The following is a 24,190-nucleotide window of genomic DNA, read 5'->3' on the forward strand; positions in this document are numbered from 1 at the left end:
AACCGGATCCCCCTTCATCTGGCCAAAAATACCTCCGCCGGAGGCATTGCGCCCCGCAGGGCGCAATTCATATTGCTTAGCCCAAGCTCGCGCTCGCCGCGCTTTCCGGCAGTTCCTCATCAAAGCAGCGCTGATAGAACTCGGCAACCGTCTGGCGCTCTAGCTCGTCACATTTGTTCAGGAACGACAGGCGGAAGGCATAGCCGATGTTGCGGAAGATTTCTGCGTTTTGGGCCCAGTTGATCACGGTCCGGGGGCTCATGACGGTGGACAGATCACCGTTCATGAAGGCGGTCCGGGTCAGGTCGGCGACAGTGACCATCTGGCTGACGGTCTTGCGGCCTTCGGCGGTGTTGTAATGCGGGGCTTTCGACAGCACGATCATCGTTTCCGCATCGTGGCTGAGGTAGTTCAGCGTCGAGACCAGAGACCAGCGGTCCATCTGCGCCTGGTTGATCTGCTGTGTACCGTGATAGAGGCCAGTGGTGTCGCCCAGACCGACGGTGTTGGCGGTCGCAAACAGGCGGAAGTTCGGGTTCGGTGTGATGATCTCGTTCTGGTCCAGCAAGGTCAGTTTGCCGTCATGCTCCAGCACGCGCTGGATCACGAACATCACATCCGCACGGCCTGCGTCGTATTCGTCGAAGACGATGGCAACGGGGTTGCGCAGCGCCCAGGGCAGGATGCCTTCGTGGAATTCAGTGACCTGCTTGCCGTCGCGCAGTTTGATCGCGTCCTTACCGATCAGGTCGATCCGGCTGATATGGCTGTCGAGGTTCACGCGCACGGCAGGCCAGTTCAGACGGGCGGCAACCTGTTCGATATGGGTCGATTTCCCGGTGCCGTGATAGCCCTGAATCATCACCCGGCGGTTATGGGTAAAGCCCGCAAGAATCGCCAACGTGGTTTCGGGATCGAACTTGTAGGTCGGGTCGATCACCGGCACGCGGTCGCTGCGTTCGGCAAAGCCTTTGACTGCCATATCGCTGTCAATGCCAAACACCTCGCGAACCGAAATGTCCTCGGTGGGTTTTGCGTTGATGTCGATCGATCCGTCAGCCATGCGCCTTGTCCTTATCCTTTGGCCCGTTCACCGGGTTTGAACCCGTGTGTGGTGCAACATATTGCGGGCAAGGGCAAGGGAAAGAGGTGACCGGATCACGTTAGCCAGATGTTTCTTTGAAACTGGCCTTATGCTGGCGCGGGTTCTAGTGAAAATCCCGGCTTGGGAACAGACGCTTGGCCTGTTCGCGCGGATGGCGGGCGCTTGGGCCGTTCTGCCGGGGGCGCGGGGTGTCATCCGCTTGCGGTTGGGTGATGCCGATGGCCTCATCCAGCGGATGCCCAAGCTCGGACAGTTTATGCGACATATCGGTGATTTCCTGCGCGATCAGATGCACGACGATCCCCTCGCGCTGCAGATACCCGCGGACCTGCAGCAACCGTCCGCCCATCACGATCCGACGAAACCGTTCATAGACCTTGGGCCAGACAACCACATTGCTGACACCGGTTTCATCCTCGAGCGTCAGAAAGATCACGCCCGAGGCGGTTCCCGGCCGTTGGCGTGTGATCACCAGCCCGCAGACGCTGTAGCGGCCCAGCGGGATGTCCTGCAGCGTGGCATGCGGCACAAGGCCGGGCAGGGACGGGCGCAACAGCTCCATCGGGTGCGAGCGTAGGGTCAGACGGGTCGAGACGTAGTCTTCGACAACCTCCTCGCCCAGATGCATCACCGGCAGGTTGACCTGCGGCTCATTGATGCTTTCGCCATCGATGGGGTCATTGAACAGCGGCAGGGCGGTCCGGCTGCGGATGGCTTTGACATGCCACAGGGCGTCGCGCCGGGTCAGGTCCATGCCGGAGTACGCATCCGCCTCGGCCAGACGGGTCAGCACATCCGGGCGCAATCCGGCCCGCAGCCACAGCGTTTCGGGGTCCGGATACCCATTACCCCGCGCGGCCACGATCCAATCCGCGTCCTCCTGCTTGAACCCCTTGATCTGGCGAAAACCCAGCCGCAGGGCCAGAGCCCCATCGGCGCGGCGTTCCAGCAGATTGTCCCAGGTCGAGGCGTTTACGCAGACCGGGCGGATCTCGACCCCATGCTCGCGCGCGTCGCGCACGATCTGGGCGGGGGCATAAAACCCCATGGGCTGCGAGTTCAGTAGCGCGCAGGCAAAGATCGCCGGGTGGTGGCATTTCATCCAGGCCGAGACATAGGCCAGCATCGCAAAAGCCGCTGCGTGGCTTTCGGGAAAGCCGTAATCGGCAAAGCCTTCGATCTGGCCAAAGCAGCGGTCGGCGACCTCGGGCGTATAGCCGTTGTTCAGCATCCCCGCGATGAACTTGTCACGATATGTGCCAATCGTCCCCATGCGCCGGAACGAGGCCAGCGAGCGGCGCAGGTGATCCGCCTCTTCCGCCGAAAACCCTGCACCAACCACGGCGATTTGCAGGGCCTGTTCCTGAAACAGCGGCACGCCCAGCGTGCGCCGCGTCACCTCTTCCAAGGCAGGGCCGAAGGGTTCGGATTTTTCCAGCCCGTTGCGCCGTCGGATATAGGGCTGCACCATATCGCCCTGGATAGGGCCGGGGCGGACGATGGCAACCTCGATCACCAGATCGTAGAATTCGCGCGGTCGCATCCGGGGCAGGAAATTCATTTGTGCCCGGCTTTCGACCTGAAACACGCCCACCGCATCAGCGGCACACAGCATGTCATAGGTCGCCGTGTCCTCTTGCGGGACGGTCGCGATGCTGAGGGTTTCGCTGTTGTGCTGTTGCATCAAGTCAAACGCCTTGCGGATGCAACTGAGCATCCCCAGCCCCAATATATCCACCTTCAGAATGCCAAGCGCGTCGATGTCATCCTTGTCCCATTCGATCACGGTGCGGTCTTCCATCGCGGCGTTTTCGATCGGGCATAGCTCATCCAGCCGCCCTTTGGTGATGACGAACCCGCCCACATGCTGCGACAGATAGCGCGGGAAGCCGATGATCTCGCCAATCAGGCGAACCGTCTGCATCAGGCGCCGGTCTTTGAGGTCGAGGCCCAGTTCCTGCAACCTCTCGGCATCAACGCCGCCATTGCTCATCCCCCAGATCTGGCCGGACAGGCCCGCGGTCACGTCCTGAGACAGGCCCATCACCTTGCCCACCTCGCGGATTGCCGCGCGGGATCGGAAATGGATGACCGTGGCACAGAGGCCCGCGCGGTGGCGGCCATATTGCTCGTAAATCCACTGGATCACCTCTTCGCGCCGCTCGTGTTCGAAATCCACATCGATATCCGGCGGCTCGCCTCGGTATTTCGAGACAAAACGCTCGAACACCATGGCGATCATGTCGGGGCTGACATCGGTGATGCCCAGCAGATAGCACAGGATCGAATTGGCGGCCGAGCCCCGCCCCTGACACAGAATGCCCTGCGAGCGGGCGAATTGCACAATGTCATGCACGGTCAGGAAATAGGCCGGGAAATCCAGATCGGCGACCAGGGCCAGTTCCTTTTTCATCAGGTTGATGGCCTTCTCGGTCGGGCCATCGGGATAGCGCCGTTTCAACCCCTCGCGCGCCAGACGTTCCAGTCGCGCCAGCGGGGTCTCAGAACTGGCGATCTCGTCGGGGTATTCATAAGACAACTCATTTAAGTCAAAGCTGCAGCGGTCGGCGATTTCCAGCGTGCGGCGCAGCGCGCCGGGGTGGTCCTGAAACAGCCGGGCCATATCCGCATAGCTTTTTAGCCGCCGTTCCGCATTGGGCAGGGCGCGGGTGCCGATCTGGTCAATCGTGATGTGTTCGCGCATGCAGGTCAGCACATCGGCCAGTTGGCGGCGGTTGCCACGGTGCATCAGCACATCGCCTACCGCCACCATGGGGGCCGAGGCCCGCAGCGCCGCCTGCGCACAGGCCGCCAGATAGGCCCGGTCACTGCCGTCATAACGCGGCACGGCCCCCAGAAACACCGCATTGGGGAACTGCCGCCGGACGGTCTGAATGTCGGGGATGGCCTGTTTCAACCCTGCCTGAGGCAGCGCGATTAGGATCATCCCCTGACAGGCCGCCAGCATGTCTTTCAAATCCAGATGACAGTCGCCTTTCTCGGCCCGTCGCTTGCCCAGCGTCAGCAGGCGGGTCAGTCGCTGATAGGCGGCGCGGTCGCGGGGCAGGGCCAGCCAGTGCACCGCGCTGTCGCGCAGAACCAGACGGCAGCCAACGATCAGCTTGGGCAGAGCGGGCACATCCGGTTTGTCGATCGGCTGCACATGCCCGACCTCTTGCCGGGATGAGGAATCAACCCGGTGTTGCGAGCGGATCTGAACCGCGCCTTCCGCCTCGCGCCGCAGCTCTTTCAATGCGCTCCAGCCCCGGACCACCCCGGCCAGAGAGTTCCGGTCGGTGATCGCGATGGCCTTCAGGCCCAGCTCTGCCGCGCGGGTTACCAGCTCTTCTGGGTGTGAGGCTCCGGTCAGGAAGGTGAAGTTGGTGGTTACGCCCAACTCGGCATAGCCGGGGTCCTGCGCGTGCGAGCTGGGCGGGTTCGGTTTGCTCATGCGAATTCCCCATGCACAAACCATCCCGGATTTTGCGGCGTGTAATACAGCCACAACCGCCGCCCCTGCCGGGTTTCAACCTGCCAGTAATCGCGCAAGCCTGTGCGCCAGTTCTCATCCTCCAGCCACCATTCGGGGCAGATGCGTTCGGGACCGGTTGAGCGGCCTGTGGTCAGCGACATCCGCCGCCAGCGAAAGCGGCGCGGCGGGTGCGGGCCCGATCCGGCGATGGGTTCCGGCGGAAACAGCTGCAGGGGGCGCGGGCGCAGGGCGCACCAACCCCCTGCAGGGTCGGAATAGGCGGCGGGCGAGATGATGAAGCTGCGCTCGGGGATATGGCTTTGCGCGGGCAGCAGGCGGTGGACCTGTTCCAACCCGATGCGGGTGCCGATGCGGGTGATCAGGTCATCCAGTTGATCTTTGCCCCGGCTTGCGGCGCGGCTGATCTGGCGCACCGGCAAGGGTTCCACCAGCGTGGCCTCGAGCCGCAGTTGATCGACGCCAAAGCCTGCATCCACCTCGGTCAATCCACGCTCGAACAGGGGCAGGATGCGATACGGATCACGCAGAGGGCGGGCCAGCCGCAGCTCGACCTGTTGGTGGTCCTGATCCACCCGGCGCAAGGTGATGCACAGCTTGCGCGCGCCCATTTCCTGCGCTTTCAGCTTGTCGCAGAGCCGTTCCAGCAGCCGTTCCGCCCCGGCCATCATGTCGGACAGCAGCCCAATGGGCTCGGGCAGGGTCATGCGCACGCCGTAATGGGGCGGATCGGCCAGCGGGGTAATCTGTTCAGGTTGATCCCCCAGCGCCTGATCCAGACGCATCAGTACCTCGGGGCCAAAGCGGCGTGTCAGCGGCGCGCGCGGGGTTTGCGCCAGCTCGCCAATCCGGCGCAGGCCCAGCCGTTGCAGCGCGACCGAGGTATCCTCATCCAGCCGCAGCGCGGCCACCGGCAGGGCGCGGATGGCCTTCAGCGTATCTTGGGTTGCGACCCCCTCGCCATAATGTGCCAAGGCCCAGGCCGCGCCGCGTGTCGGGGCCAGACCGATCTGCACCGTCAGCCCGGCCCGGGCCAGACGCCTGCGCATGTCGGTCAGCATCATCTCTTCCCCGCCAGCCAGATGAGCCGATCCGGTGATGTCCAGAACCAGCCCATCCTCACCTTCCAGCCCGACCCAGGGGCAATAGCGCGTGGCCCAGCGGCGCAGGGCGTGCAGAAACCGTTGATCCCCTTGCGGGTCGGCGGGATGGCTTTGCAGATCGGGGCAAAAGGCGCGGGCATCGGAATAGGGCATGCCGCTGTGCAGGCCCTGCCGCTGGGCCTGTACATTCAGGCAATACACCCGGTTTGCATTATTCTGTTTCAGCGTCAGAACAAACGGCCCATCGACCGGGCGCAGGCGCAAAGCCCGGTCACTTGCCAGCCGGGGAAACCAGAGTGAAACGATACGGCGCTGCATCCCGCCGAACATATAAAACCCCCAAATGTTCTATATTTGTTCTTATATGTTCTTGACCCTCAAAGAGTCGAGTCCTTGAGGGTCAGATTGTCAGGGATTCAGAGCCCAGGCGCTTACTTCAACGCCCGCGCCAAAAAGGCTTGTGTGGTCTGGTGTGTCGGGTGGTCAAACACCGCTTCGGGCGGGCCTTCTTCGATGATCCGACCGCTGTCTAGGAAGCAGATCTTGTCGGCGGCCTCGCGGGCAAAGCCCATTTCATGCGTGGCCATCATCATCGTCATGCCCTGTTTCTTGAGCATCAGCAGAACATCCAGCACCTCGCCCACAAGTTGGGGATCGAGGGCCGAGGTGATCTCATCAAACAGCATGACCTCAGGCTGCATGGCCAAGGCGCGCACGATGGCGACGCGCTGCTGCTGCCCGCCCGACAATTGGTCGGGATAGTTGTGCATCCGGTCGGCCAGTCCGAACCGGGCAAACAGCGCTTCGACCTCGGGCTGCAATTCGGCGCGCGTCAGTCCGCGCACCCGGCGAGGTGCGAGCATGACATTCTCAAGTGCGGTCATATGCGGAAACAGGTTGAAGCTCTGGAACACGATCCCGATCCGGGCGCGCACCGATTGCGGGTTGAGACCGGGGATCGAGATATCCTCGCCATCCAGAAAGATCGCACCGTCTTCGATGGGTTCCAGCAGGTTGATACAACGCAGCAGAGTCGACTTGCCCGACCCGGATGCGCCGATCAAGCAAACCATTTGGCCCTCATCAACGGTGAGATTAATCCCGTCACAGACCGTGCGGTCGCCAAAGCGTTTCACCACGCCCTGAAGTTCCAGTTTGGGCATCAGCGCCTCTCTCGCATTTGGCGGGCCATCAGGTGATCGGCGTAGCGTGTGGCGGGGATGGTGACTATCAGGAAGATGATCGCCGCGCCCACATAGGGGGTGAAATTCGCCAGCAGCGACTTGAACACTCCGGCCTGACGGAAGATTTCGACCGGGCCGATAAAGCTGAGCAGCGAGACATCCTTTTGCAGCGCAATCAGCATGTTCATCTGTGAGGGCACCACGTTGCGGATCGCCTGCGGCAACACCACGTCGCGCATCACTTGCCGTTCCGACAGACCCAGCGACAATGCGGCGGCGCGTTGGCTGTGGTGAACACTATCGATGCCGGAACGGAAGATCTCGGCCACATAGGCCGAATAGGTCAGGATCAGCGCCAGCGAGCCCCATATGTAAGGCGAATTCCACGGGCGCGGCAGGCCCAGCCCCGGAATGCCGAAGCCGATCAGATAGACCGTCAGGATCACAGGCACGCCGCGAAAAATGTCAGTGAACGCCGCGCCAAAGATGCGCAGCGGAAACAGGGCGGGCGATTTGGCATCCCGCGCCAAGGCAATCAACAGGCCAAGCACGGCGATCGCCGGTGCGGACCACAAAAAGATCATCACGTTGATCCGAAACGCTTCAAGCAGTTTCGGGAAGGTTTTGACAAGCGTCTCGCCGTTAAAAAAGCTCTGCTGAACCTTCGACCAGCCCGGAGCCAGCGGCACCAGAAAGTAAATCGCGGCCACAACTGTGACCGTGCTTATCGTGGCGATCACCAACGACCTGCGTCGTTGGTGCGCCTCGTACCGTTCGCGGCGGGTCATCCCCGCCGCCTTATGATCTGCCATGTTACTTGATCAGAGGGACACCAGTGGTGTCCTGCAGCCATACGGCTTCGATTTCGGCCAGTTTGCCGTTAGCTGCCAGTGCCGCCAGCGCCTCGTCCACGCAGGCTTTCAGCGGGTTGCCTTCTTCCATCAGCATGCCGAAATGATCCGGATTGTCATTTTCATCCGCCGGGAACTGACCGATGACCTTTGAGCCTTCGATCATCACCGCGCTGAGGAACAGGGCGGTGGGCAGATCGAACAGGGCCGCATCAATCTGGTTGGCCGACATGGCGGCGTTAACGTCAGCATTGTCGCCATACAGCAACGGGTCGCTGTCGGGTTGGATGATGCTGGCCAGTTTCGGCACCGCCGTGGTCGAGCCGACGGCCCCCCATTGCAGGCCTTTCAGCGCTTCAAGCGTCGGGGCAGTGTCGGTCGAATTGGGGCTGACCAGAACTGCCATCGGGGCGGTGTAGTAAGGGGTAGAGAAATCGACCACCTGATCCCGTTCGGGCGTGATCGAGTATTGCTGCATGTTGACGTCAAATTCCTTGGCGCCGGGTTGGATCGCCTCATCGAACGAGGATCGGACCCAGACCACATCATCGGCCGCGAACCCCATTTCTTCGGCGACGGCGTAAGCCACAGCAGCCTCGAACCCTTCGCCGCTTTCTGGCGCGTCATCGATCACCCACGGATAGTAGGCCGGGTTGCCCGTTGCGATGGTGAATTTGCCGTCTGTCAGCGTTTTGCCAGCAGCGCATTGTTCTTGCGCATAGGCCGCTGTTGACAAAAACAGAATTGAAGTTGCCGCGATCGAGAGTGTCTTGGACATCCGATACAAACCTCCTGTTGGATTGGGTTGCGGTCAAAGTAATTCTGCCTAACCCGACTGTCCAGCGGATGCTTGATCGTCGACCTTCATGAGGGGTTGGCGTTCATGTGTCAGATGACATTGTGCCGGTCTCTTGGCCAACCAGGAATCCCAGGGACGGCACAGTGAGGAAACCTGTTGAATAAGTGACCGCACGCTCGGCCAACGGCCGGAATGCGGCGCAGGAACTGGCAATATTCTGCCGGAGAACAGTTGGGCTCTTTTCTTTTTCCTAAAGATATTATTAAAACTGCTTCACCACTCAAACCGGCAAAGAACCTTCTTGCAGTACAACGCACGCAATACCGATACGATCTGGTCGCGCCTGCCCGGCGTCGCGCGAATTGCCGTTGTTTTGGGACTTTTCAGTCTGATCTCGGCCTGTGCTAAGAATCCGAATGAGGTGGACTTGGATCCCGAACGTCAGGCCATGGCGTTGCAAGAGGTCTCAAGAAAACATGCGCTGGGACAAAGGGTGTGGTGCGTGCCCTACGCACGCAACCTCAGCGGCATCGAAATTCGTGGCAATGCCAAGGATTGGTGGGGCAAGGCCCGCAATGGATTTGACCGGGGTAATGAACCGGAGGTCGGTGCGGTGATGTCGTTTCGGGCCACCAGAGGGATGCCCCTGGGACATGTGGCTGTCGTGTCCGATATTGTCACCGAGCGGGAAGTCATTGTGAACCACGCAAACTGGCTCCGGAATAAGGTGTCGTTGCAGATGGGCGTGAGGGACGTGTCCAAAAACAATGATTGGACGCTTGTCCGGGTTGAAAGCCGGCCGGGCAGTTACGGCAGTTCGTACCCGGTGAACGGGTTTATCTATCCGAATTTTGGTGAGTAATCTGAGCTCTCCGCGCCCCGGCCGGTAGCTGGTACGGTGAAGCCGAGCGTCCGACCTGCCGCTGTCATCCGTGCGCGTGTGTTCGGTGGCGGGTATGTTTACATTGACACATGATCAATGACTGCAGGGCAGCGCAAAGCAGCCACTTGAAAACCAGGTGGCTTCCTCATCTAACGATATCCGTCTGGGTCGTTAGGGGTGTGTAGCAATGTGCCTTCAAACGCGTCGAGATCATCAGTCATTTGCAGCCAAGGCAATTTGCTTTGCTTGTTGACGTGAAAAGTCGGTTTGAAATCTTCCGGGTTTTCGAGCGACGCTGCGTAAAGGTGCATACCACCCGGATAATGATCGGCTTCAAATCCAATAGGTGATCCGCACGTCCCGCAAAAGTGCCTGAAAACGCCTTTGGAACTTTCATAAGTGCCGGGTTTATCGCCGGTCCACTCAAAGTTCTCTATCGGCACGCCTAACCAGGCAACCACCGGCGCGGCACAATTCCGACGGCAATCATCGCAGTGGCAATAGCATGCCCATGTTTGACTGCCCTGGTAGGCCCAGCTCGTTCTTTTACACAGACAATACCCGTGCGTCGCCATTCGATTTCCCTCCCAAACTCCTGAAACATAGGACGCAGGTAAGTTTTGAGATGGATATTTTGGGACGTTTCATCAGCAGAAAACGTCGGCGCTCAGGGCCAATTTGGACTCTTTCCCGCCATTTGAATGAAAATTGAGTATCCTTGGCATCAGCTCATACGCTTGGCTGATGTCCTCATGAAAAGAAACCCGCCGAAATTTGGCGGGTTTCATGTGGTTCAATGGTAGTTCGTTGCCTAGATCAGCCGAACACACGCCCCAGCGCGCCGTCTACGGCGTCGGTGATCTGATCGATGTCGTCCGCTGTCGCGATCAGCGCCGGTGAGAAGCACAGCGTGTTGTTGCGGCTGGGGATCGAGCGGTTGGTGGCACCGATGATGACGCCCTGCGCCATACAATCTGCGACAACGGCCTGAACGCGCTTTTCGTCCATCGGATCCTTGGTGGTCCGATCGGTTACCAGCTCGGCGCCGAGGAACAGACCCTTGCCGCGCACGTCGCCGATGACTTTGTGCTTTTCCATCAGCGCCTGCAGGTTGCCCATCATGCGATCACCCATGTCGACGCAGTTCTGCAGCAGGTTTTCATCCTGAATGATGCGCATGTTTTCAACCGCTGCCGCCGGACCGGCAGTGCAGCCGCCAAAGGTCGAGATATCACGGAAATAGTTCATCGGGTCTGCCGCGTCGTCCTTGAACATGTCAAAGACTTCCTCGGTGGTGACCATGCAGGCGATCGCGGCATAACCCGAGGCAACGCCCTTGGCCATGGTCACGAAGTCCGGCTTGATGCCGTACTGCTGATAGCCGAACCACGTGCCGGTCCGACCTACGCCGCAGACAACCTCGTCAATGTGCAGCAGGATGTCGTATTTCATACAGATCTCCTGCACGCGGGGCCAATAGCCTTCAGGCGCTTCGATGACGCCACCGCCTGCGGTCACGGGCTCAAGGCACAGGGCGCCAACGGTGTCGGGGCCTTCGCGCAGGATGACCTCTTCGATCTGATCTGCAGCCCATTCGCCAAAGTTCTCTTCCGGTGCGCCGTCCAGCTCGTGCTTGCGGTACTCCATGCAGTGAGGCACGCGCACGAAATCGGGTGCAAAGGGACCGTATTGCGCGGTGCGCTCGTCCTGACCACCTGCCGACATGGTCGCCAGGGTGGAGCCGTGATAGTCGCGGTCGCGATACAGGATCTTGGTTTTCTTGCCGCCATATTTCTTGTGCGCGATCTGGCGGATCATCTTGAACGCCTTCTCGTTCGCCTCAGAACCTGAGTTGGTGTAGTACACGCGGCTCATGCCCGGCATCTTGTCGATCAGCATTTCCGCGAAATTCGAACCGGGGATCGAGCCTGCGGTGTTGGCGAAGTAGCACAGCTTCATCAGCTGGTCATAAACCGCCTTACAGATAGATTCGCGGCCATAGCCCACGTTCACGGTCCAGACACCGCCTGATACGGCATCCAGGTGCTCTTTGCCCTTTTGGTCCCACACGCGCATGCCTTTGCCTTCGACAATGATACGGGGATCGTTGGTCTCAAACGGCTTGTGCTGGATCAGGTGATGCCAGAGGTGGGCGCGGTCGGCTTCGACGACGCGGGAAAGATCGTTTTCGTTGAACGTGCCGTCCATGACATGTCCTTTCAAAAGTGGGGCGCGCGGGGAATCAGTAGGTCCCGGCGGGCGCAAAGTGACGTGATACTGCAGATCAACGCGAATGGTGCGCGTGAAGTAGGGCCAGATTAGCCCATAGGATATCTCCAGTGTAGCTCAAACGCGTATTAATACGGGTTTGTTATGACGTAAACTTTGTGCTCAATACGACAATCTGACGAGTTTGGGAGGATCGCCGGATGACAGCCACACCTATCTACCAGCAACATCTGGATAAAACCCCGGCGAATTTCACGCCGTTGTCTCCGCTGAGCTATCTTGAGCGGACGGCGGCAGTGTATCCGGATTACCCATCCGTTGTGTATGGCGAGCGCCGGTATAGCTGGGCAGAAACCTATGCGCGGAGCCGACGTCTGGCCAGCGCGCTGACTACGCGTGGCGTAGGCGTGGGCGATACAGTCTCGATCATCGCGGCCAATATCCCCGAGCTGTATGAGGCGCATTTTGGCGTGCCCATGGCAGGGGCGGTGCTGAACGCGATCAACACGCGGTTGGATGCGCCGATCATCGCCTTCATTCTGAACCATGCCGAAGCCAAGGTTCTGCTGGTCGATCCCGAGTTTTCAGGCGTCGTGAAACAGGCGTTAGCGCAGGTGGATCACAACATTCTGGTGATCGACATCGAAGACGCCAGTTTTGACGGTGGCGAGCGATTGGGAGATCTGACCTATGAGGGTCTGCTGGCCGAGGGTGATCCAGAGTTCGACTGGTCTTTGCCCGCAGATGAATGGGATGCGATCACGCTGAACTATACTTCGGGCACCACCGGCAACCCCAAAGGTGTAGTCTATCACCACCGCGGCGCGGCGCTGAATGCAACGTCGAACATTCTGACCTGGGGGATGCCGCAGCATTCGGTCTATCTGTGGACCTTGCCGATGTTCCACTGCAACGGCTGGTGTTTCCCGTGGACGATGGCGGCCAATGCGGGCACCTCCGTCTGCCTGCGCGCCGTACGGGACGAACCGATCTATCGCGCCTTCCGAGAAGAGGGCGTAACTCATTTCTGCGGCGCGCCGATCGTGCTGAACATGCTGGCCAATGCACCGGATCACCTCAAGGATTTCACGCAGCAGATTAAGGCGATGACCGCTGGCGCTCCACCGCCGGCCAAGGTGATCGAAGCGATGGAAGGGATGGGTGTCGAGGTTACCCATGTCTATGGGTTGACCGAGACTTATGGTCCATCCGTCGTCTGCGCCTGGAAGGACGAATGGAACGACAAGGGTGCAGAGGACCGCGCCGCGCTCAAGGTGCGTCAGGGTGTGAAATACGTGGCATTGTCTGGCTTGATGGTCGCAGACCCGGAAACCATGGAGCCTGTGCCCTCGGATGGCGAAACCATGGGTGAGATATTCATGCAGGGCAACATTGTCATGAAGGGCTATCTCAAGAACGCTGAGGCGACAGACAAAGCCTTCAAAGGCGGGTGGTTTGCTTCAGGTGATCTGGGGGTGATGCATCCGGATGGCTATATCGCGCTGAAGGATCGGTCCAAGGACATCATCATCTCGGGCGGCGAGAATATCTCATCGGTCGAGGTTGAGGATACGCTTTATAAACACCCGGCCGTGATGGAGGCGGCCGTGGTGGCCCGCCCGGATGAGAAATGGGGTGAAACGCCGTGTGCATTTGTTGAATTGAAACCGCAGGCAGAGGTGAATGAAGCTGAAATTATTGCCTTCTGCCGGGATCATATGGCCCATTTCAAAGCACCCAAGACGGTTGTGTTTGGGGCGTTGCCCAAGACGTCGACGGGGAAGATTCAGAAGTTCATCCTGCGCGACCGGGCGCGTGAATTGGGTTAATCGAAGATCGACAAATCAAGCGGCAGCATCTCGCCCATCCAGATAGCGCGATCCCGGTGATCAGCCAAGTGATCGCCGGTTTCTGGATGGGTAAAGATGGTCAGCCCTTGCCGGTTCAGGATCAGCCAGGGAAAGACCTGATCAAAGGCTTCGGCTGGAAAGCCCAGCTGGCAACTCCATCGCGGATGCGGGCCAACATTGCGCGCATGCATGCGGCCCATCTGCACAGTGGGAAACAGACGCGCGGCCTCTTCACAGACCTGCTGCGCCGTGTCCTGAGTGTCGGCGTCGAAATAGACATGGGCGTGGTAGCCGGTGATCTTGGGCATGGGGTTCTCCATCTGTCGTTGCATAGAAACCTAAGGACGGCGCGAGGATTTGTGCACCCGCACCGCCACACAGACTCTGTGCGCCGGTTCAGAGCGGAGCGTGCAGGTCAGGATGGGCTGCGGCAAAGGCCGAATGCTCGGCGCAGACGGCCTCGACTGCTGTCAGGCGTGGCATATCGGATAGATCAACTTCCCACCGGCGCGCATTATAAAGCTGTGGGATCAGGCAGATATCGGCCAGACCCGGCGTTTCACCGGTGCAGAACGGGGATTGATCAAAGCCGCCCAGCAGCGATTCAAACGCGAGCAGACCCGGCCGGATGAAGTGACGCATCCAGTCGCCGGGCATGTCGCCTGCACCTTGGGTGAGCGCGGTGGCATGTTTGGCAACCGACAGATTGCAGACCGGATGGATATCCACCGCGATGCTGTGCGCCAATGCCCGCGCCGCGGCTCGCTTGGCCGGATCGGTTGGCAGCAGACCCAGTTCGCGGGTCTCATCCAGATAGTCGATGATCGCCAGCGATTGGGTCAACCGAACCCCATCGATATCCAGCACCGGGACCAGACCTTGCGGGTTGCGGTCCAAATGATCCGGGGCGCGATGCGCCCCGTTCACCAGATCCACGACGACCGGGCGGTAGGTGATCCCAGCCAGATTCAGTGCAATCCGCACCCGGTAACTGGCGGACGAACGCCAGTAATCAAACAGAACCACTTCGGACATACGATGGTTAGCCTTTGCTTAGTTCCTTGGCATGCAGCCAGTCGGCATGCTGAGGGGCTCGTTTTGTGCGCGACCATTCTTCGAGCATATCCCATTTGACCGAATCCAGCCGGGCCAGCATGGCCTCTTCCTCGGGGTCGGGGCAAGCCAGTTCCACCCGGTGACCGTTCGGATCGAAGAAATAGATCGAATGAAAGATCGAATGATCCGTGACACCCAGAACCTCGACGCCGTTGGCTTCGAGATGGTCCTTGAATGCGATCAGCTCATCACGGTCCTTCACCTTGAATGCGATGTGCTGCACCCAAACCGGCGTATTGGGATCGCGCCCCATTTCCGGCTTGGTAGGCAGCTCAAAAAACGCCAGCACATTGCCATTTCCGGCATCCAGAAACAGGTGCATGTAGGGATCAGGTTCATGGGTGGAAGGCACATGGTCTTCGGCAATCGCCAGAATGAAATCCATGTTCAGCATCTTGCCATACCATTCTACGGTCTCTTTCGCGTCCTTGCAGCGATAGGCGACGTGGTGAATCTGTTCGATTTTCATGGGCTTACTCCTGTTTCAGGGCTGCGGCGTCCAACGCCTGCGTCAGCACCGCGTTGTCGCCGATGTGGTTTGCCAGAACCAGCACAAGGCGCGCGTTGAACGCATCGCTTTCGGCTTTCTCAAGCCCTTCATGGGCGGCCACCAGATCGGCATAGAAATCGTCTGCCTGGGTCAGATTGGATGAGAGGATCAGATCAGCCATGTCGCTTACTCCTTGCCTGTGGCGCGGCGCACCGCGTGCCGGAATGCATTTTCTTCGTAGGTGTCGCGGCGGGCGGCCACGTGCTGATCGGGACGGATCAGATAGACCGCTCCGCTGGCATCGCCCAGATAGCGGCGCTTCAGCGTTAGGGTCGGGTCGTCTTTGACCGAGAGTGCCAGGCGTTTGACGATGATGCCATCGACCTCGATCTCATCTGGTGCATCGGCGTCGATGGTCAGCAGCGTGAACTGTCCAGCCAGTTTAGGCAGTAGAAAGCCATCACCCAAAGGCGCATCGGGACAGGACGCTCCGGGGCGCGTCAGCGTCGGCCCATTCAACGCATCCGCCGAATTCAGCGACGAGCCGTCATAGACGCAAGGTACGCTCAGGCGGCCAGAATTCACCATCGGGCGGGCGAAGTCATAATGTTCGCTCAAGTCCAGCACCGCGTCGCGCAGGATGCGGGACATCTGCGATTTCGGGGTGATGAAATCGGTCGAGCGGGTCGAGTTGAGGATGTTCTCGTCCGCGCCGTGAATGCGTTCCTGATCGTAGCTGTCCAGCAAAGATTCAGGTGCGCTGCCCTCAATCACCAGTTTCAGTTTCCAGCACAGGTTGTCGGTATCCTGCACGCCCGAGTTTGCGCCCCGTGCGCCAAACGGGCTGACCTGATGGGCACTGTCACCGGCAAAGATCACGCGGCCATGGCGGAATTGCTCCATCCGGCGGCACTGGAAGGTGTAGATGCTGACCCATTCCAGCTCGAAATTTACCTCCTCGCCCAGCATGGCCTTGAGGCGTGGGATCACGTTTTCCGGGCGCTTTTCGCGTTCCTTGTCGATATCCCATCCCAGTTGCAGATCGATGCGCCAGACGCCATCGGGTTGTTTATGCAGCAACGCAGATTGGCCTTTGTTGAACGGCGGATCGAACCAGAACCAGCGTTCCGAGGGGAAATCGGCCTCCATAATCACATCAGCGATCAGGAAGTTGTCTTCGAACACGCGGCCCACAAAATCCTTACCCATCATGGCGCGCATGGGTGAGCCCGCGCCGTCGCAGGCGATGACCCAATCCGCTTCGATGGTGTACGAACCCTCAGGCGTTTCGACCTCAAGCTTGACGTGATCGGGGTGGGTTCCAACGGCTTCGACCTTGTTGCGGCCGCGGATTTCGATCGGTGCACCCTGCGCTTGCAATTCGCGGACGCGGTCGACCAGAAACTGCTCGAAATAGTATTGCTGAAGGTTGATGAAGGCCGGGCGCTGATCGCCGCTGTCGGGCTGCAGGTCGAACTCGTAAACCTGACGTTCGTCGAAGAACACTTTGCCCTTGTTCCAAAGAACGCCTTTGTCGACCATCGGCTGCCCGCAACCAAGTCGGTCGAGGATTTCCAGCGGGCGTTTGGCAAAACAGATGGCGCGGCTGCCGAAGCTGACCTTGTCGTTGTCGTCCAGCACCAGCACCTCGACCCCTTGTTGGGCCAGATCGATGGCGGCGGCCAGACCCACCGGACCGGCCCCAACAACGATGACCTTGTGACGCACGGGCGCTGGCGCGGATTGATCCGGGCTGGCCTCATAGGCGTAAAGTGGAACTTCGAAAATCTTGTTCACGGTCTCTCTCCCAGTTCTGGTGCAGCGGGCACAACTCATCTGTTCTCCGGCGGGATAGCGCCGGAGGGTTGGTCTTAGCGTTTCACTGTCAAATCCGGGCCGCCACGATCTGGATCAAATCCGGCCCGGAATTCTTAGCCCTGCAGGGCCTCCCACATCTCCAGATCGCGCTGGGCGGTCCAGATACGGGGCGTGTCGATGCCGCGGGCCTCGTCATAGGCGCGGGCAACATTGAAGGGCAGGCAGTGTTCGTAGATCGCATAGTCAGCGAATTTTGGGTCGCATTCTGCGCGCACGGCGTCCCAGGCTTCTTTCAGCGAACCGCCACGCGCCGCGACCTTTGCTGCCGGGCGATAGGTGCTTTCGACGAAATCGCGGGTGTTTTCGATGGCCGCGTTGACCATGTCTTTACCGACCAGAGCGTCGCCGCGCCCCGGCGCGATAGCGTCTACGTCGAACCACTTGATCTCATCCAGCGTATCGCCCCAGTCGCTGAAATGCCCGTCGCCGCAATAGCAGGCCGAGTGGTATTCGACGATGTCACCGGTGAACATGACATTCTGATCGGGCACGTGGATGACGATATCGCCAGCGGTATGCGCACGGCCCAGATGCATCAGGTCGATCCGGCGGTTGCCCAGATAAACCGTCATAGTGTCGCTGAAGGTGGTGGTGGGCCATGTGAGGCCGGGGATGCTTTCGTGTCCTTCAAAGAGACGCGGGAAGCGTTGGAATTCGCTGTCCCAGTCTTCCTGACCACGTTCAACCACCATTGCGCGCGCCATATCCGACATCAGGATCTGTTGCGCACCAAACGCGCTCGCGCCCAGCACGCGTACTGCGTGGTAATGGGTCAGCGCCACATGGGTGATCGGCTTGTCAGTCACCGACCGCACGCATTCGATCACCTTGTTGGCGAGACGCGGGGTCGCCTGTGCCTCGACAATCATCACGCTGTCATCGCCGATGATCACGCCCGAGTTCGGGTCGCCTTCGGCGGTGAAGGCATAGAGCCCTTCGCCCACCTCGGTGAAGCTGATTTTCTTTTCCGACATGTCCCCCTGGGACGCAAATGCCTTGGCCATATCAGTGATTTCCCTTCTGGACAGCGACTGGCTTTGATGATGTTGTCGCCATATGTTTGAACGTCGATTTTTGCCTTATTGGGCAACCGCTTGTGTTGTCATTGCCTGCGCCATCATCCTGCTGTGGATGGGCCGCGAACCGATTTGCAAATGCGGGTTTGTCAAGCTGTGGCATGGTGAAACCTTCAGTTCCGAAAGCTCGCAGCATCTGACCGATTGGTACACGCCCAGCCACATCATTCATGGCTTTCTGTTTTACGGTCTTCTGTGGCTGGTGGCGCGCCGCCTTGCCGTTGGCTGGCGGTTGTTCATCGCCACCTTGATAGAAGTCGCGTGGGAGATTTCCGAGAACACCAATGCCGTGATCGAACATTACCGCGCGGTCACGATCTCGCTGGATTACTACGGCGACAGTGTCGTCAACTCGATCGCCGATATTGGCGCTATGATGCTGGGGTTCTGGTTGGCGCGTCGCCTGCCGATCTGGATGACGGTCACCATTGCGCTGGGATTCGAGATCCTGACCACCACGCTGATCCGCGATGGTCTGACGCTGAACGTGCTGATGCTGCTTTATCCCGTCGAGGCCGTTAAGGACTGGCAGAGCGCGCTCTGAATATGCGGACTGGACCTGCATCAATCTCTGGCGAATGGATTTTCGAGTGCGGGCAGCACGGTGCCGGTGCAATCGCCGAACCCGATGGTATAGCCGTCGCCCTTGGCTGCGCCGGTCAGGGTCAGCGTGTCGCCGTTCTCGATGAAGGTGCGGGTCTCGCCTGTGTCCAGCGTCAGCGGCTCTTTCCCGCCCCAGCTGAGTTCCAGAAGTGATCCGCGCTCTGGCTTGTTTGGTCCCGAAATGGTGCCGGACCCCAACAGGTCGCCCGTGTTCATCGGACACCCAGACGTCGAGTGATGCGCCAACTGCTGCGCCGCCGAGTAGTACATCTCGCGATAATTGGTCCGTGCGATGGTCGTGGCGTCTTTATTCTCGGGCGCCATCGTCACGGCCAAATCGATGTCATAGAGCATCGGGCCGCAATCCTTCAGGTGGTCCAGCAGGGCAAACTCACGGTCGGGCGTATCGCAGCGGAACGGTTCCAGCGCCGCTTTGGTCACGATCCAGGGGCTGATCGAGGTCGCGGTCGCCTTGGCCTGAAATGGCCCCAGCGGCTGGTATTCCCAGGCCTGAATATCGCGTGCGGACCAGTCGTTTAGCAGGACATAGCCAAAGATGTTGTCATCGGCTTCCTGCACTGAAATTGGGCCGTCAGACGGTGTGCCCACGATTGCACCCATCTCTAGTTCGATATCAAATCGACGGCTGGGCAGGAAAGCAGGCAGGTCCTGATCGGGCGATTTCAACTGACCCCAGGGGCGACGGATATCCGTGCCTGAAACGACAACAGACGAAGCGCGGCCGTTATAGCCGATGGGGATGTGCAGCCAGTTCGGCGGCAACGCGTTTTCCGGGCCGCGGAACATGGTGCCCACGTTCTGGGCATGGTGGCGGCCCGCGTAGAAATCGGTGTACTCGCTGACGGCAAAGGGCATGTGCATCTCGGCCTCGTCCTGCGGGATCAGCAGACCTTCAATCTTGTGCTGTTCGTCCGAATCTTCAGCCAATAGCGTAGATAGGCGGTCGCGCAATGCAGCCCATACGGCAGGGCCTTCTTCCATCAGCGGATTCCAGAAGGGCAGATCGAACAGCGGCTCATCCGAAAGCGCGATTAATCCATCAGCTTCGGCAGCAGTCATGTCGAAGATCATGTCGCCGATGGCAACGCCGCAGCGGGGCTCGGTGGTTTCGGTCGAGAACACGCCATAAGGCAGGTTGTTCAGCGGGAAGGGGTGGTCGGCGGAATTGGCTGATGCGACCCAGGATTTCTTCAAAGGCATATTGCGTCCTTATGTCTTTCGGTTACGAGGCGGCGCGCAGGGATTTGAAGCCCAGCAGGGCTGCCGCCAATATCATGAAGCTGCCACCGATCCGGTCGAGCCAAAGCCTTGCCGGCCCCTGCAGGCGCCGGGCCAGCCAACTGGCAGTGGAGCCATAGGCCATCAGAAACAACCCGTCTATGATCAGATATGTGGCCGAGAGGATGGCGAATTGCGGCCAGAAAGGCAGCGCGCCATCGATGAACAGCGGAAACAGAGCGGCGAAGAACACCACTGCCTTGGGATTCGCGGCAGAGGTGATGAAGCCCTGCATCCAGAGCGCCTTGCGGCTGGCACGTGGCGCATCGTTGGTTTCGGCAACGCGTGCCTTCACGATTTGCTTGACGCCGAGATAGATCAGATAGGTCACGCCCAACCACTTGATCACGGTAAAGGCGGTCCCGGACGTAGCGATCAGGGCAGCCAGACCCAGACCGGCGGCCAACATTTGAAAGAAATTGGCCGTCAAATCCCCCGCAGCGGTAAAAAAACCTCGCCGCAGCCCATTGGTTGCCGAGTTCGACAGCATCAGCAACTGGCTTGGCCCCGGTGTGCTCATCAGCAGCAACACCGTCGCCACATAGGTGATCCAGATATCAAAACTCATCTCGTCTCCGGTGATCCTTCAACTTGTCACTTGTCGAATAATAGTTGATTTTGTAACTAACAAGGATGACCCAGCCTAAAAATGACCAAAAAGATGAGTTTGATTTGCGAAATTTCCTGCCGTTCCTGTTGAATCAGGCGGCCGAGGAAAGTTCGCTTGAGTTTCAGCGCGTTTACAAGGATCGCTACGGAATGCTGCGAACTGAATGGCGGGTGCTGTTTCATCTTGGCAATCATGGTGAGATGACCGCACGCGACATTGTTGAGCGTGCCAAAATCCACAAAACCAAGGTCAGCCGTGCGGTCAGCCGATTGCAACAGCGCCGATATTTGCAAAGGTTGCGGGATGAAAATGACCGGCGGGTTGAGCGGCTATCGCTGACCTCGGCTGGCCAGAAGGTTTATCGCGAGTTAAGCGGTATCGCGCAGGATTATGATCAGAAACTGGCATCGCGTTTCACCACGGGTGAGGCCGCTTTGCTGCGCATGATGCTGCGACGTCTGGCCGGAATGGATTAGGGTACTGGTAATCCGGTACAGCTGCCCCCAGATCAACGTCATAACGGACACAGGAACGACACATGACAGCGCCGGATTCCCCAACGGCAAAATCCCATGATCTGATAGATTGGTTGGTGACCCGAGGCCTGGAAGGGGCCGACAAACAAGAACTTTTGGACGGGTATTGCACCCGTTTGGTTGATCTTGGTGTTCCCTTGATGCGCTTTCATGCGGCGCAACCGGCCTTGCATCCCGTCTATGGCGGAACGGGCTATAGCTGGTACCGCAGCAAAGGAAGTAATCTGGAAACCTTCGAGTATTCCGAAGAGCCCAGTGAAGTTTGGACACAAAGTCCGCTATATGCCGTTTTGCACGAAGATATCGATGCTATCCGTGAACGGCTGGTCGACCAGAACGAACCCAGCCGCTTTCCTCTGCTAAACGAGTTGCGGGAAAACGGAGCCACGGACTATTACGCGACTGGCATCAGCTTTGATGTGCCGGCTCAACGCAATCCCTATGATGCGAAAGAGGCAATCGACGGCGTCTTGATGTCCTGGTCTAGCAATGCGCCGGAAGGATTCTGCGACGATGATCTGGATGTGATCAATACGGCGCTACCGCATCTGGGGCTGGCTCTGAAGTCAGCCTCGAACGCGCGGGTGTCGAAAGATTTGATGCGGGTTTATCTGGGGCGCGATGCCGGTCGTCGGGTCTTGTCCGGTGAAATCCGTCGCGGGTCACTGCAGCAGATTGATGCGGTGATCTGGAACTTCGATCTAGAAGGGTTCACCAGCCTGTCAGAAGAGATGCCAGGGATCGAAGTTATAGATATGCTGAATGACTACCTGGGTGTGGTGGTCGATGTTGTTCATCAATGCGAAGGCAACATCCTGAAGTTCATGGGCGACGGTGTCATGGCGATGTTTGATGTCGGCGAGATCGATGCCGATGCCCGCGCTGCGCTGGCTGCGGCGACCATGCTGCAAGAGCGTATGGCCGAATTGAACACTCAGCGGAGTTCACGGGGACAACCGGTTTCGAACTATACGCTGGCATTGCACTCTGGTGAGATCCTCTATGGAAACATCGGCTCCGAAAGTCGGCTGGATTTCACGGTAATTGGTCCGGCGGTCAACCAGACGTCCAGAATTGCGGGGATGCATCGGTCACTGGGGCAGCGGATCCTGATTTCCGACGATGTAGCCCGCGCGGCGCATCCTTGTGATCAGGACCTGATTTCGGTCGGGCGCTATATGTTGCGGGGTGTGGCTGAACCAAAAGAGTTGTTTACCATCTACAGAACAGCTGGCTAGATCTGGCCATTGTACAGCTGCTTAATGCGGTAGCTTGAGGCCAGAGGTCAACACCACTATTTTTCAACGCTGACCAATCCAGAATAATCTGTCTTGGCAACGCTGCGAATGGCGTCTGAGATAAAGCTGAATGCGCGATGGTGGCCACTGGAGGCGCGCCAGACAAGGCCAATCGACCTATTCAGGCGGCCGGGCCGATAGGGCACGAGTGCCACGTCCCCGCCAAATTTGGGCACTTCGGACGCCGCATAAAGTGACGGAAGGAATGAGATTCCGATATTCATAGCGGTCATCTGACGAATGGCATCCAAACTGGTGCCTTCATAGTCATATAGCAGATTTGCGCCGACCTCCTTGGTCAGATTTTCGATCTGGCTGTGGAGGGTGAAGCGCCGCGACAGGACCAAAACATTTTCCCCCTTTAGATCTTCATCTTCTACGGTTTCCTTTTTCGCCAGGGGATGGCTGAGGGCCACAGCCAGATGAAGAGGTTCTCGCAGTAATCGCTGAACAAAAACATCGGCCGATTTCACCGGCAGTTGCGTCAGAATAACGTCGTGCATTCCGCTCAGCAGTTCTTGCAGCAGTTCTGAGGGGGGGCCGTCACGCACGATCAATCTCAGATCCGGATGGTTCTGATGCAAATGCAGAAAAACGCGCGGCAACAGATAGGGCCCCAGCGTTGGGGATGAGCCAAGGCGAAAACTTCCTGAAAGTTCGGATTTCATCCGATTGTGTGTTTCTTGTAGGGCCATCACATCAGATAGTATGCTTCGGGTTTGCTCAAGAATTTCTCGTCCTTCAGGCGTCAGCATCGCTCCGGCGCGGCCTCGTTCGACGAGGTTCAGACAAAGCACAGATTCCAAATTGGCAATCTGCAGGCTAAGGGAAGGCTGGCTAATGCCGATACGCTCGGCGGCTTTCCTGTAGTGGCCAGTGTCGGCCAGCGTACGGAAATAGGACAGTTGTTTCAATGTCAGCTGGATGTCGATCAATAGGTTTTTCCAATCAAATATTGTTGAATAATAGGCTATCCTATTTTGTTGGAATATCCAACAATTGGCGCAGTCTCTTGTTTCAGAGCACTTGGTGTTGGTGTGTTCGCTCGGAGGACGTCATGAACATTCAAAACAAATCTATTCGATCTGAACACTCCTGCGGGCATTCGAGATCAGTTGATCTGCGTAGATTGAGGTCGCAGGGCGTTCTTTCCGAACGTGAAGTCAAATGGTGTCAGTCGAACGGTGTCGAGGTCGCTTACGACCCGATTCAAATAGGCTGGGTCCCACTGGAATGTGAGGATGACATCCTGGGCACATTTGGGCGTCCGAATCCCCGGCCATTCCACTTCCGTGCATGGGATCTGAAGGACTCGGCAGAGTATGCGGCGATGCTTTCCTCTGAGCGCCTGTGGCGCTATCTGCCGGAGGTCTATCCAGGCCCAATCAGTGCGGACGATGCCGCCCAATTGATCGAACTGGGTTACGAAGATCATCATCAGGTGTTGGCCATCGAGAAAGATGGGCACGCAATCGGACAGGTTCGTATGCTAGAAAAGGGATCGGGCAGCGCCGAAGTCAGCTATTGGTTGGGTGAGAAGCATTGGGGCAAGGGGTACGCCAGTTCGATAGTCGCACAGTACTGTGACGAATATTTGCGCCAACGCCCCAATGTTTACCGGGTGATCGCGGTTGTGCACGCAGACAATTTGGCATCTCAAGCTGTTCTCCGGAAATGTGCGTTTACTGACTCTGCGCGCGACGGAGAGTGGCTTACACTTGAGCGGCTACGTAGAGCATCTTAAGGCACTTGGATTTACTTTGGTTAGCTGTGCAGGCGCTGCCACGCGG

The 24,190-nt window shown here is 58.7% G+C and carries 23 protein-coding genes; 6 read left to right on the top strand and 17 right to left on the bottom strand.

Translation table 11 applies throughout. The annotated features are described in order from the left end of the window. Positions 1-76: 76 nt before the first annotated feature. From cobS to ACR0BT_RS19545, 6 genes are all read right to left on the bottom strand, one after another. Positions 77-1,063 (bottom strand): cobaltochelatase subunit CobS, encoded by a 987-nt coding sequence (gene cobS / locus ACR0BT_RS19520; protein WP_010437533.1) that lies wholly within the window; start codon positions 1,061-1,063, stop codon positions 77-79. A gap of 145 nt (positions 1,064-1,208) precedes the next feature. Beyond that, entirely contained in the window at positions 1,209-4,556 is a 3,348-nt protein-coding gene (locus tag ACR0BT_RS19525) for an error-prone DNA polymerase (RefSeq protein WP_480763888.1), read from the bottom strand. After that, positions 4,553-6,028 carry a Y-family DNA polymerase gene (locus tag ACR0BT_RS19530; RefSeq protein WP_480763889.1) on the bottom strand — a complete coding sequence of 492 codons (1,476 nt, stop codon included), beginning with the start codon at positions 6,026-6,028 and terminating at the stop codon, positions 4,553-4,555. The genes ACR0BT_RS19525 and ACR0BT_RS19530 overlap by 4 nt, the downstream gene beginning before the upstream one ends. Before the next feature lie 101 nt (positions 6,029-6,129). Continuing rightward, positions 6,130-6,861 (bottom strand): amino acid ABC transporter ATP-binding protein, encoded by a 732-nt coding sequence (locus ACR0BT_RS19535; RefSeq protein ID WP_170662949.1) that lies wholly within the window; start codon positions 6,859-6,861, stop codon positions 6,130-6,132. Then, positions 6,861-7,694, bottom strand: a complete 834-nt coding sequence (locus ACR0BT_RS19540; protein WP_010437538.1) for an amino acid ABC transporter permease — start codon at positions 7,692-7,694, stop codon at positions 6,861-6,863. Before ACR0BT_RS19540 ends, ACR0BT_RS19535 begins: the two co-directional genes overlap by 1 nt. A 1-nt stretch (position 7,695) precedes the next feature. Then, entirely contained in the window at positions 7,696-8,511 is an 816-nt protein-coding gene (locus ACR0BT_RS19545; RefSeq protein ID WP_170402438.1) for an ABC transporter substrate-binding protein, read from the bottom strand. 322 nt (positions 8,512-8,833) lie between these two features. Between ACR0BT_RS19545 and ACR0BT_RS19550 the strand changes: the two genes are divergently transcribed. Then, positions 8,834-9,394 (top strand): CHAP domain-containing protein, encoded by a 561-nt coding sequence (locus ACR0BT_RS19550; RefSeq protein ID WP_170392689.1) that lies wholly within the window; start codon positions 8,834-8,836, stop codon positions 9,392-9,394. 170 nt (positions 9,395-9,564) lie between these two features. Here ACR0BT_RS19550 and ACR0BT_RS19555 read toward each other — a convergent pair whose 3' ends face one another. Together ACR0BT_RS19555 and ACR0BT_RS19560 are read right to left on the bottom strand one after the other, a co-directional pair. After that, positions 9,565-9,990: a GFA family protein gene (locus ACR0BT_RS19555; protein ID WP_223116959.1), complete on the bottom strand. Its 426-nt coding sequence runs from the start codon at positions 9,988-9,990 to the stop codon at positions 9,565-9,567. A 241-nt stretch (positions 9,991-10,231) separates the two neighbouring features. Further along, positions 10,232-11,623 (bottom strand): aminotransferase family protein, encoded by a 1,392-nt coding sequence (locus ACR0BT_RS19560; protein WP_480707365.1) that lies wholly within the window; start codon positions 11,621-11,623, stop codon positions 10,232-10,234. Between the two features lie 221 nt (positions 11,624-11,844). On the opposite strand from ACR0BT_RS19560, the gene ACR0BT_RS19565 reads away from it, so the two are divergent. Continuing rightward, positions 11,845-13,473 (top strand): acyl-CoA synthetase, encoded by a 1,629-nt coding sequence (locus tag ACR0BT_RS19565; protein WP_480763891.1) that lies wholly within the window; start codon positions 11,845-11,847, stop codon positions 13,471-13,473. Here ACR0BT_RS19565 and ACR0BT_RS19570 read toward each other — a convergent pair. From ACR0BT_RS19570 to ACR0BT_RS19595, 6 genes are all read right to left on the bottom strand, one after another. After that, complete coding sequence (locus ACR0BT_RS19570; protein WP_170508552.1) at positions 13,470-13,802, bottom strand: DOPA 4,5-dioxygenase family protein; 333 nt, start codon at positions 13,800-13,802, stop codon at positions 13,470-13,472. The two genes, ACR0BT_RS19565 and ACR0BT_RS19570, sit on opposite strands and share 4 nt — an antisense overlap. A gap of 88 nt (positions 13,803-13,890) precedes the next feature. After that, entirely contained in the window at positions 13,891-14,529 is a 639-nt protein-coding gene (gene maiA, locus ACR0BT_RS19575) for a maleylacetoacetate isomerase (RefSeq protein WP_170402426.1), read from the bottom strand. A gap of 7 nt (positions 14,530-14,536) precedes the next feature. Continuing rightward, complete coding sequence (locus ACR0BT_RS19580) at positions 14,537-15,079, bottom strand: VOC family protein (protein ID WP_480562532.1); 543 nt, start codon at positions 15,077-15,079, stop codon at positions 14,537-14,539. A 4-nt stretch (positions 15,080-15,083) separates the two neighbouring features. Beyond that, positions 15,084-15,281, bottom strand: a complete 198-nt coding sequence (locus ACR0BT_RS19585) for a DUF2783 domain-containing protein (protein ID WP_480763892.1) — start codon at positions 15,279-15,281, stop codon at positions 15,084-15,086. Positions 15,282-15,286: 5 nt separating this feature from the next. Beyond that, positions 15,287-16,897: an FAD-dependent oxidoreductase gene (locus tag ACR0BT_RS19590; protein ID WP_170662939.1), complete on the bottom strand. Its 1,611-nt coding sequence runs from the start codon at positions 16,895-16,897 to the stop codon at positions 15,287-15,289. 134 nt (positions 16,898-17,031) lie between these two features. Further along, entirely contained in the window at positions 17,032-17,982 is a 951-nt protein-coding gene (locus ACR0BT_RS19595) for an MBL fold metallo-hydrolase (protein ID WP_039541551.1), read from the bottom strand. 52 nt (positions 17,983-18,034) lie between these two features. Here ACR0BT_RS19595 and ACR0BT_RS19600 point away from each other — a divergent pair, with 52 nt between their 5' ends. Next, the gene (locus ACR0BT_RS19600; RefSeq protein WP_480763893.1) at positions 18,035-18,598 is read left to right on the top strand and encodes a DUF2585 domain-containing protein; all 564 of its coding nucleotides are present in this window, start codon (positions 18,035-18,037) and stop codon (positions 18,596-18,598) included. Between the two features lie 20 nt (positions 18,599-18,618). Here the strand turns inward: ACR0BT_RS19600 and fahA are convergent, their stop codons facing one another. After that, entirely contained in the window at positions 18,619-19,878 is a 1,260-nt protein-coding gene (fahA, locus tag ACR0BT_RS19605; protein ID WP_170662935.1) for a fumarylacetoacetase, read from the bottom strand. Between the two features lie 22 nt (positions 19,879-19,900). Next, positions 19,901-20,524 (bottom strand): LysE family translocator, encoded by a 624-nt coding sequence (locus ACR0BT_RS19610; protein ID WP_170597474.1) that lies wholly within the window; start codon positions 20,522-20,524, stop codon positions 19,901-19,903. A gap of 65 nt (positions 20,525-20,589) precedes the next feature. Between ACR0BT_RS19610 and ACR0BT_RS19615 the strand changes: the two genes are divergently transcribed. Continuing rightward, positions 20,590-21,042: a MarR family winged helix-turn-helix transcriptional regulator gene (locus ACR0BT_RS19615; protein WP_170392676.1), complete on the top strand. Its 453-nt coding sequence runs from the start codon at positions 20,590-20,592 to the stop codon at positions 21,040-21,042. A gap of 62 nt (positions 21,043-21,104) precedes the next feature. Beyond that, on the top strand, positions 21,105-22,340 hold the full coding sequence (locus ACR0BT_RS19620) for an adenylate/guanylate cyclase domain-containing protein (protein WP_170392675.1): 1,236 nt from the start codon (positions 21,105-21,107) through the stop codon (positions 22,338-22,340). 56 nt (positions 22,341-22,396) lie between these two features. On the opposite strand, the gene ACR0BT_RS19625 is transcribed toward ACR0BT_RS19620, so the two are convergent. Then, entirely contained in the window at positions 22,397-23,335 is a 939-nt protein-coding gene (locus ACR0BT_RS19625; RefSeq protein WP_480763894.1) for a hydrogen peroxide-inducible genes activator, read from the bottom strand. Between the two features lie 122 nt (positions 23,336-23,457). Here ACR0BT_RS19625 and ACR0BT_RS19630 point away from each other — a divergent pair, with 122 nt between their 5' ends. After that, a complete protein-coding gene (locus ACR0BT_RS19630; RefSeq protein ID WP_480763895.1) occupies positions 23,458-24,144 on the top strand; it encodes a GNAT family N-acetyltransferase in 687 nt (228 codons plus the stop codon). The last annotated feature ends 46 nt before the right edge of the window (positions 24,145-24,190 follow it).

This window comes from Ruegeria sp. CJ6 (assembly GCF_056536665.1).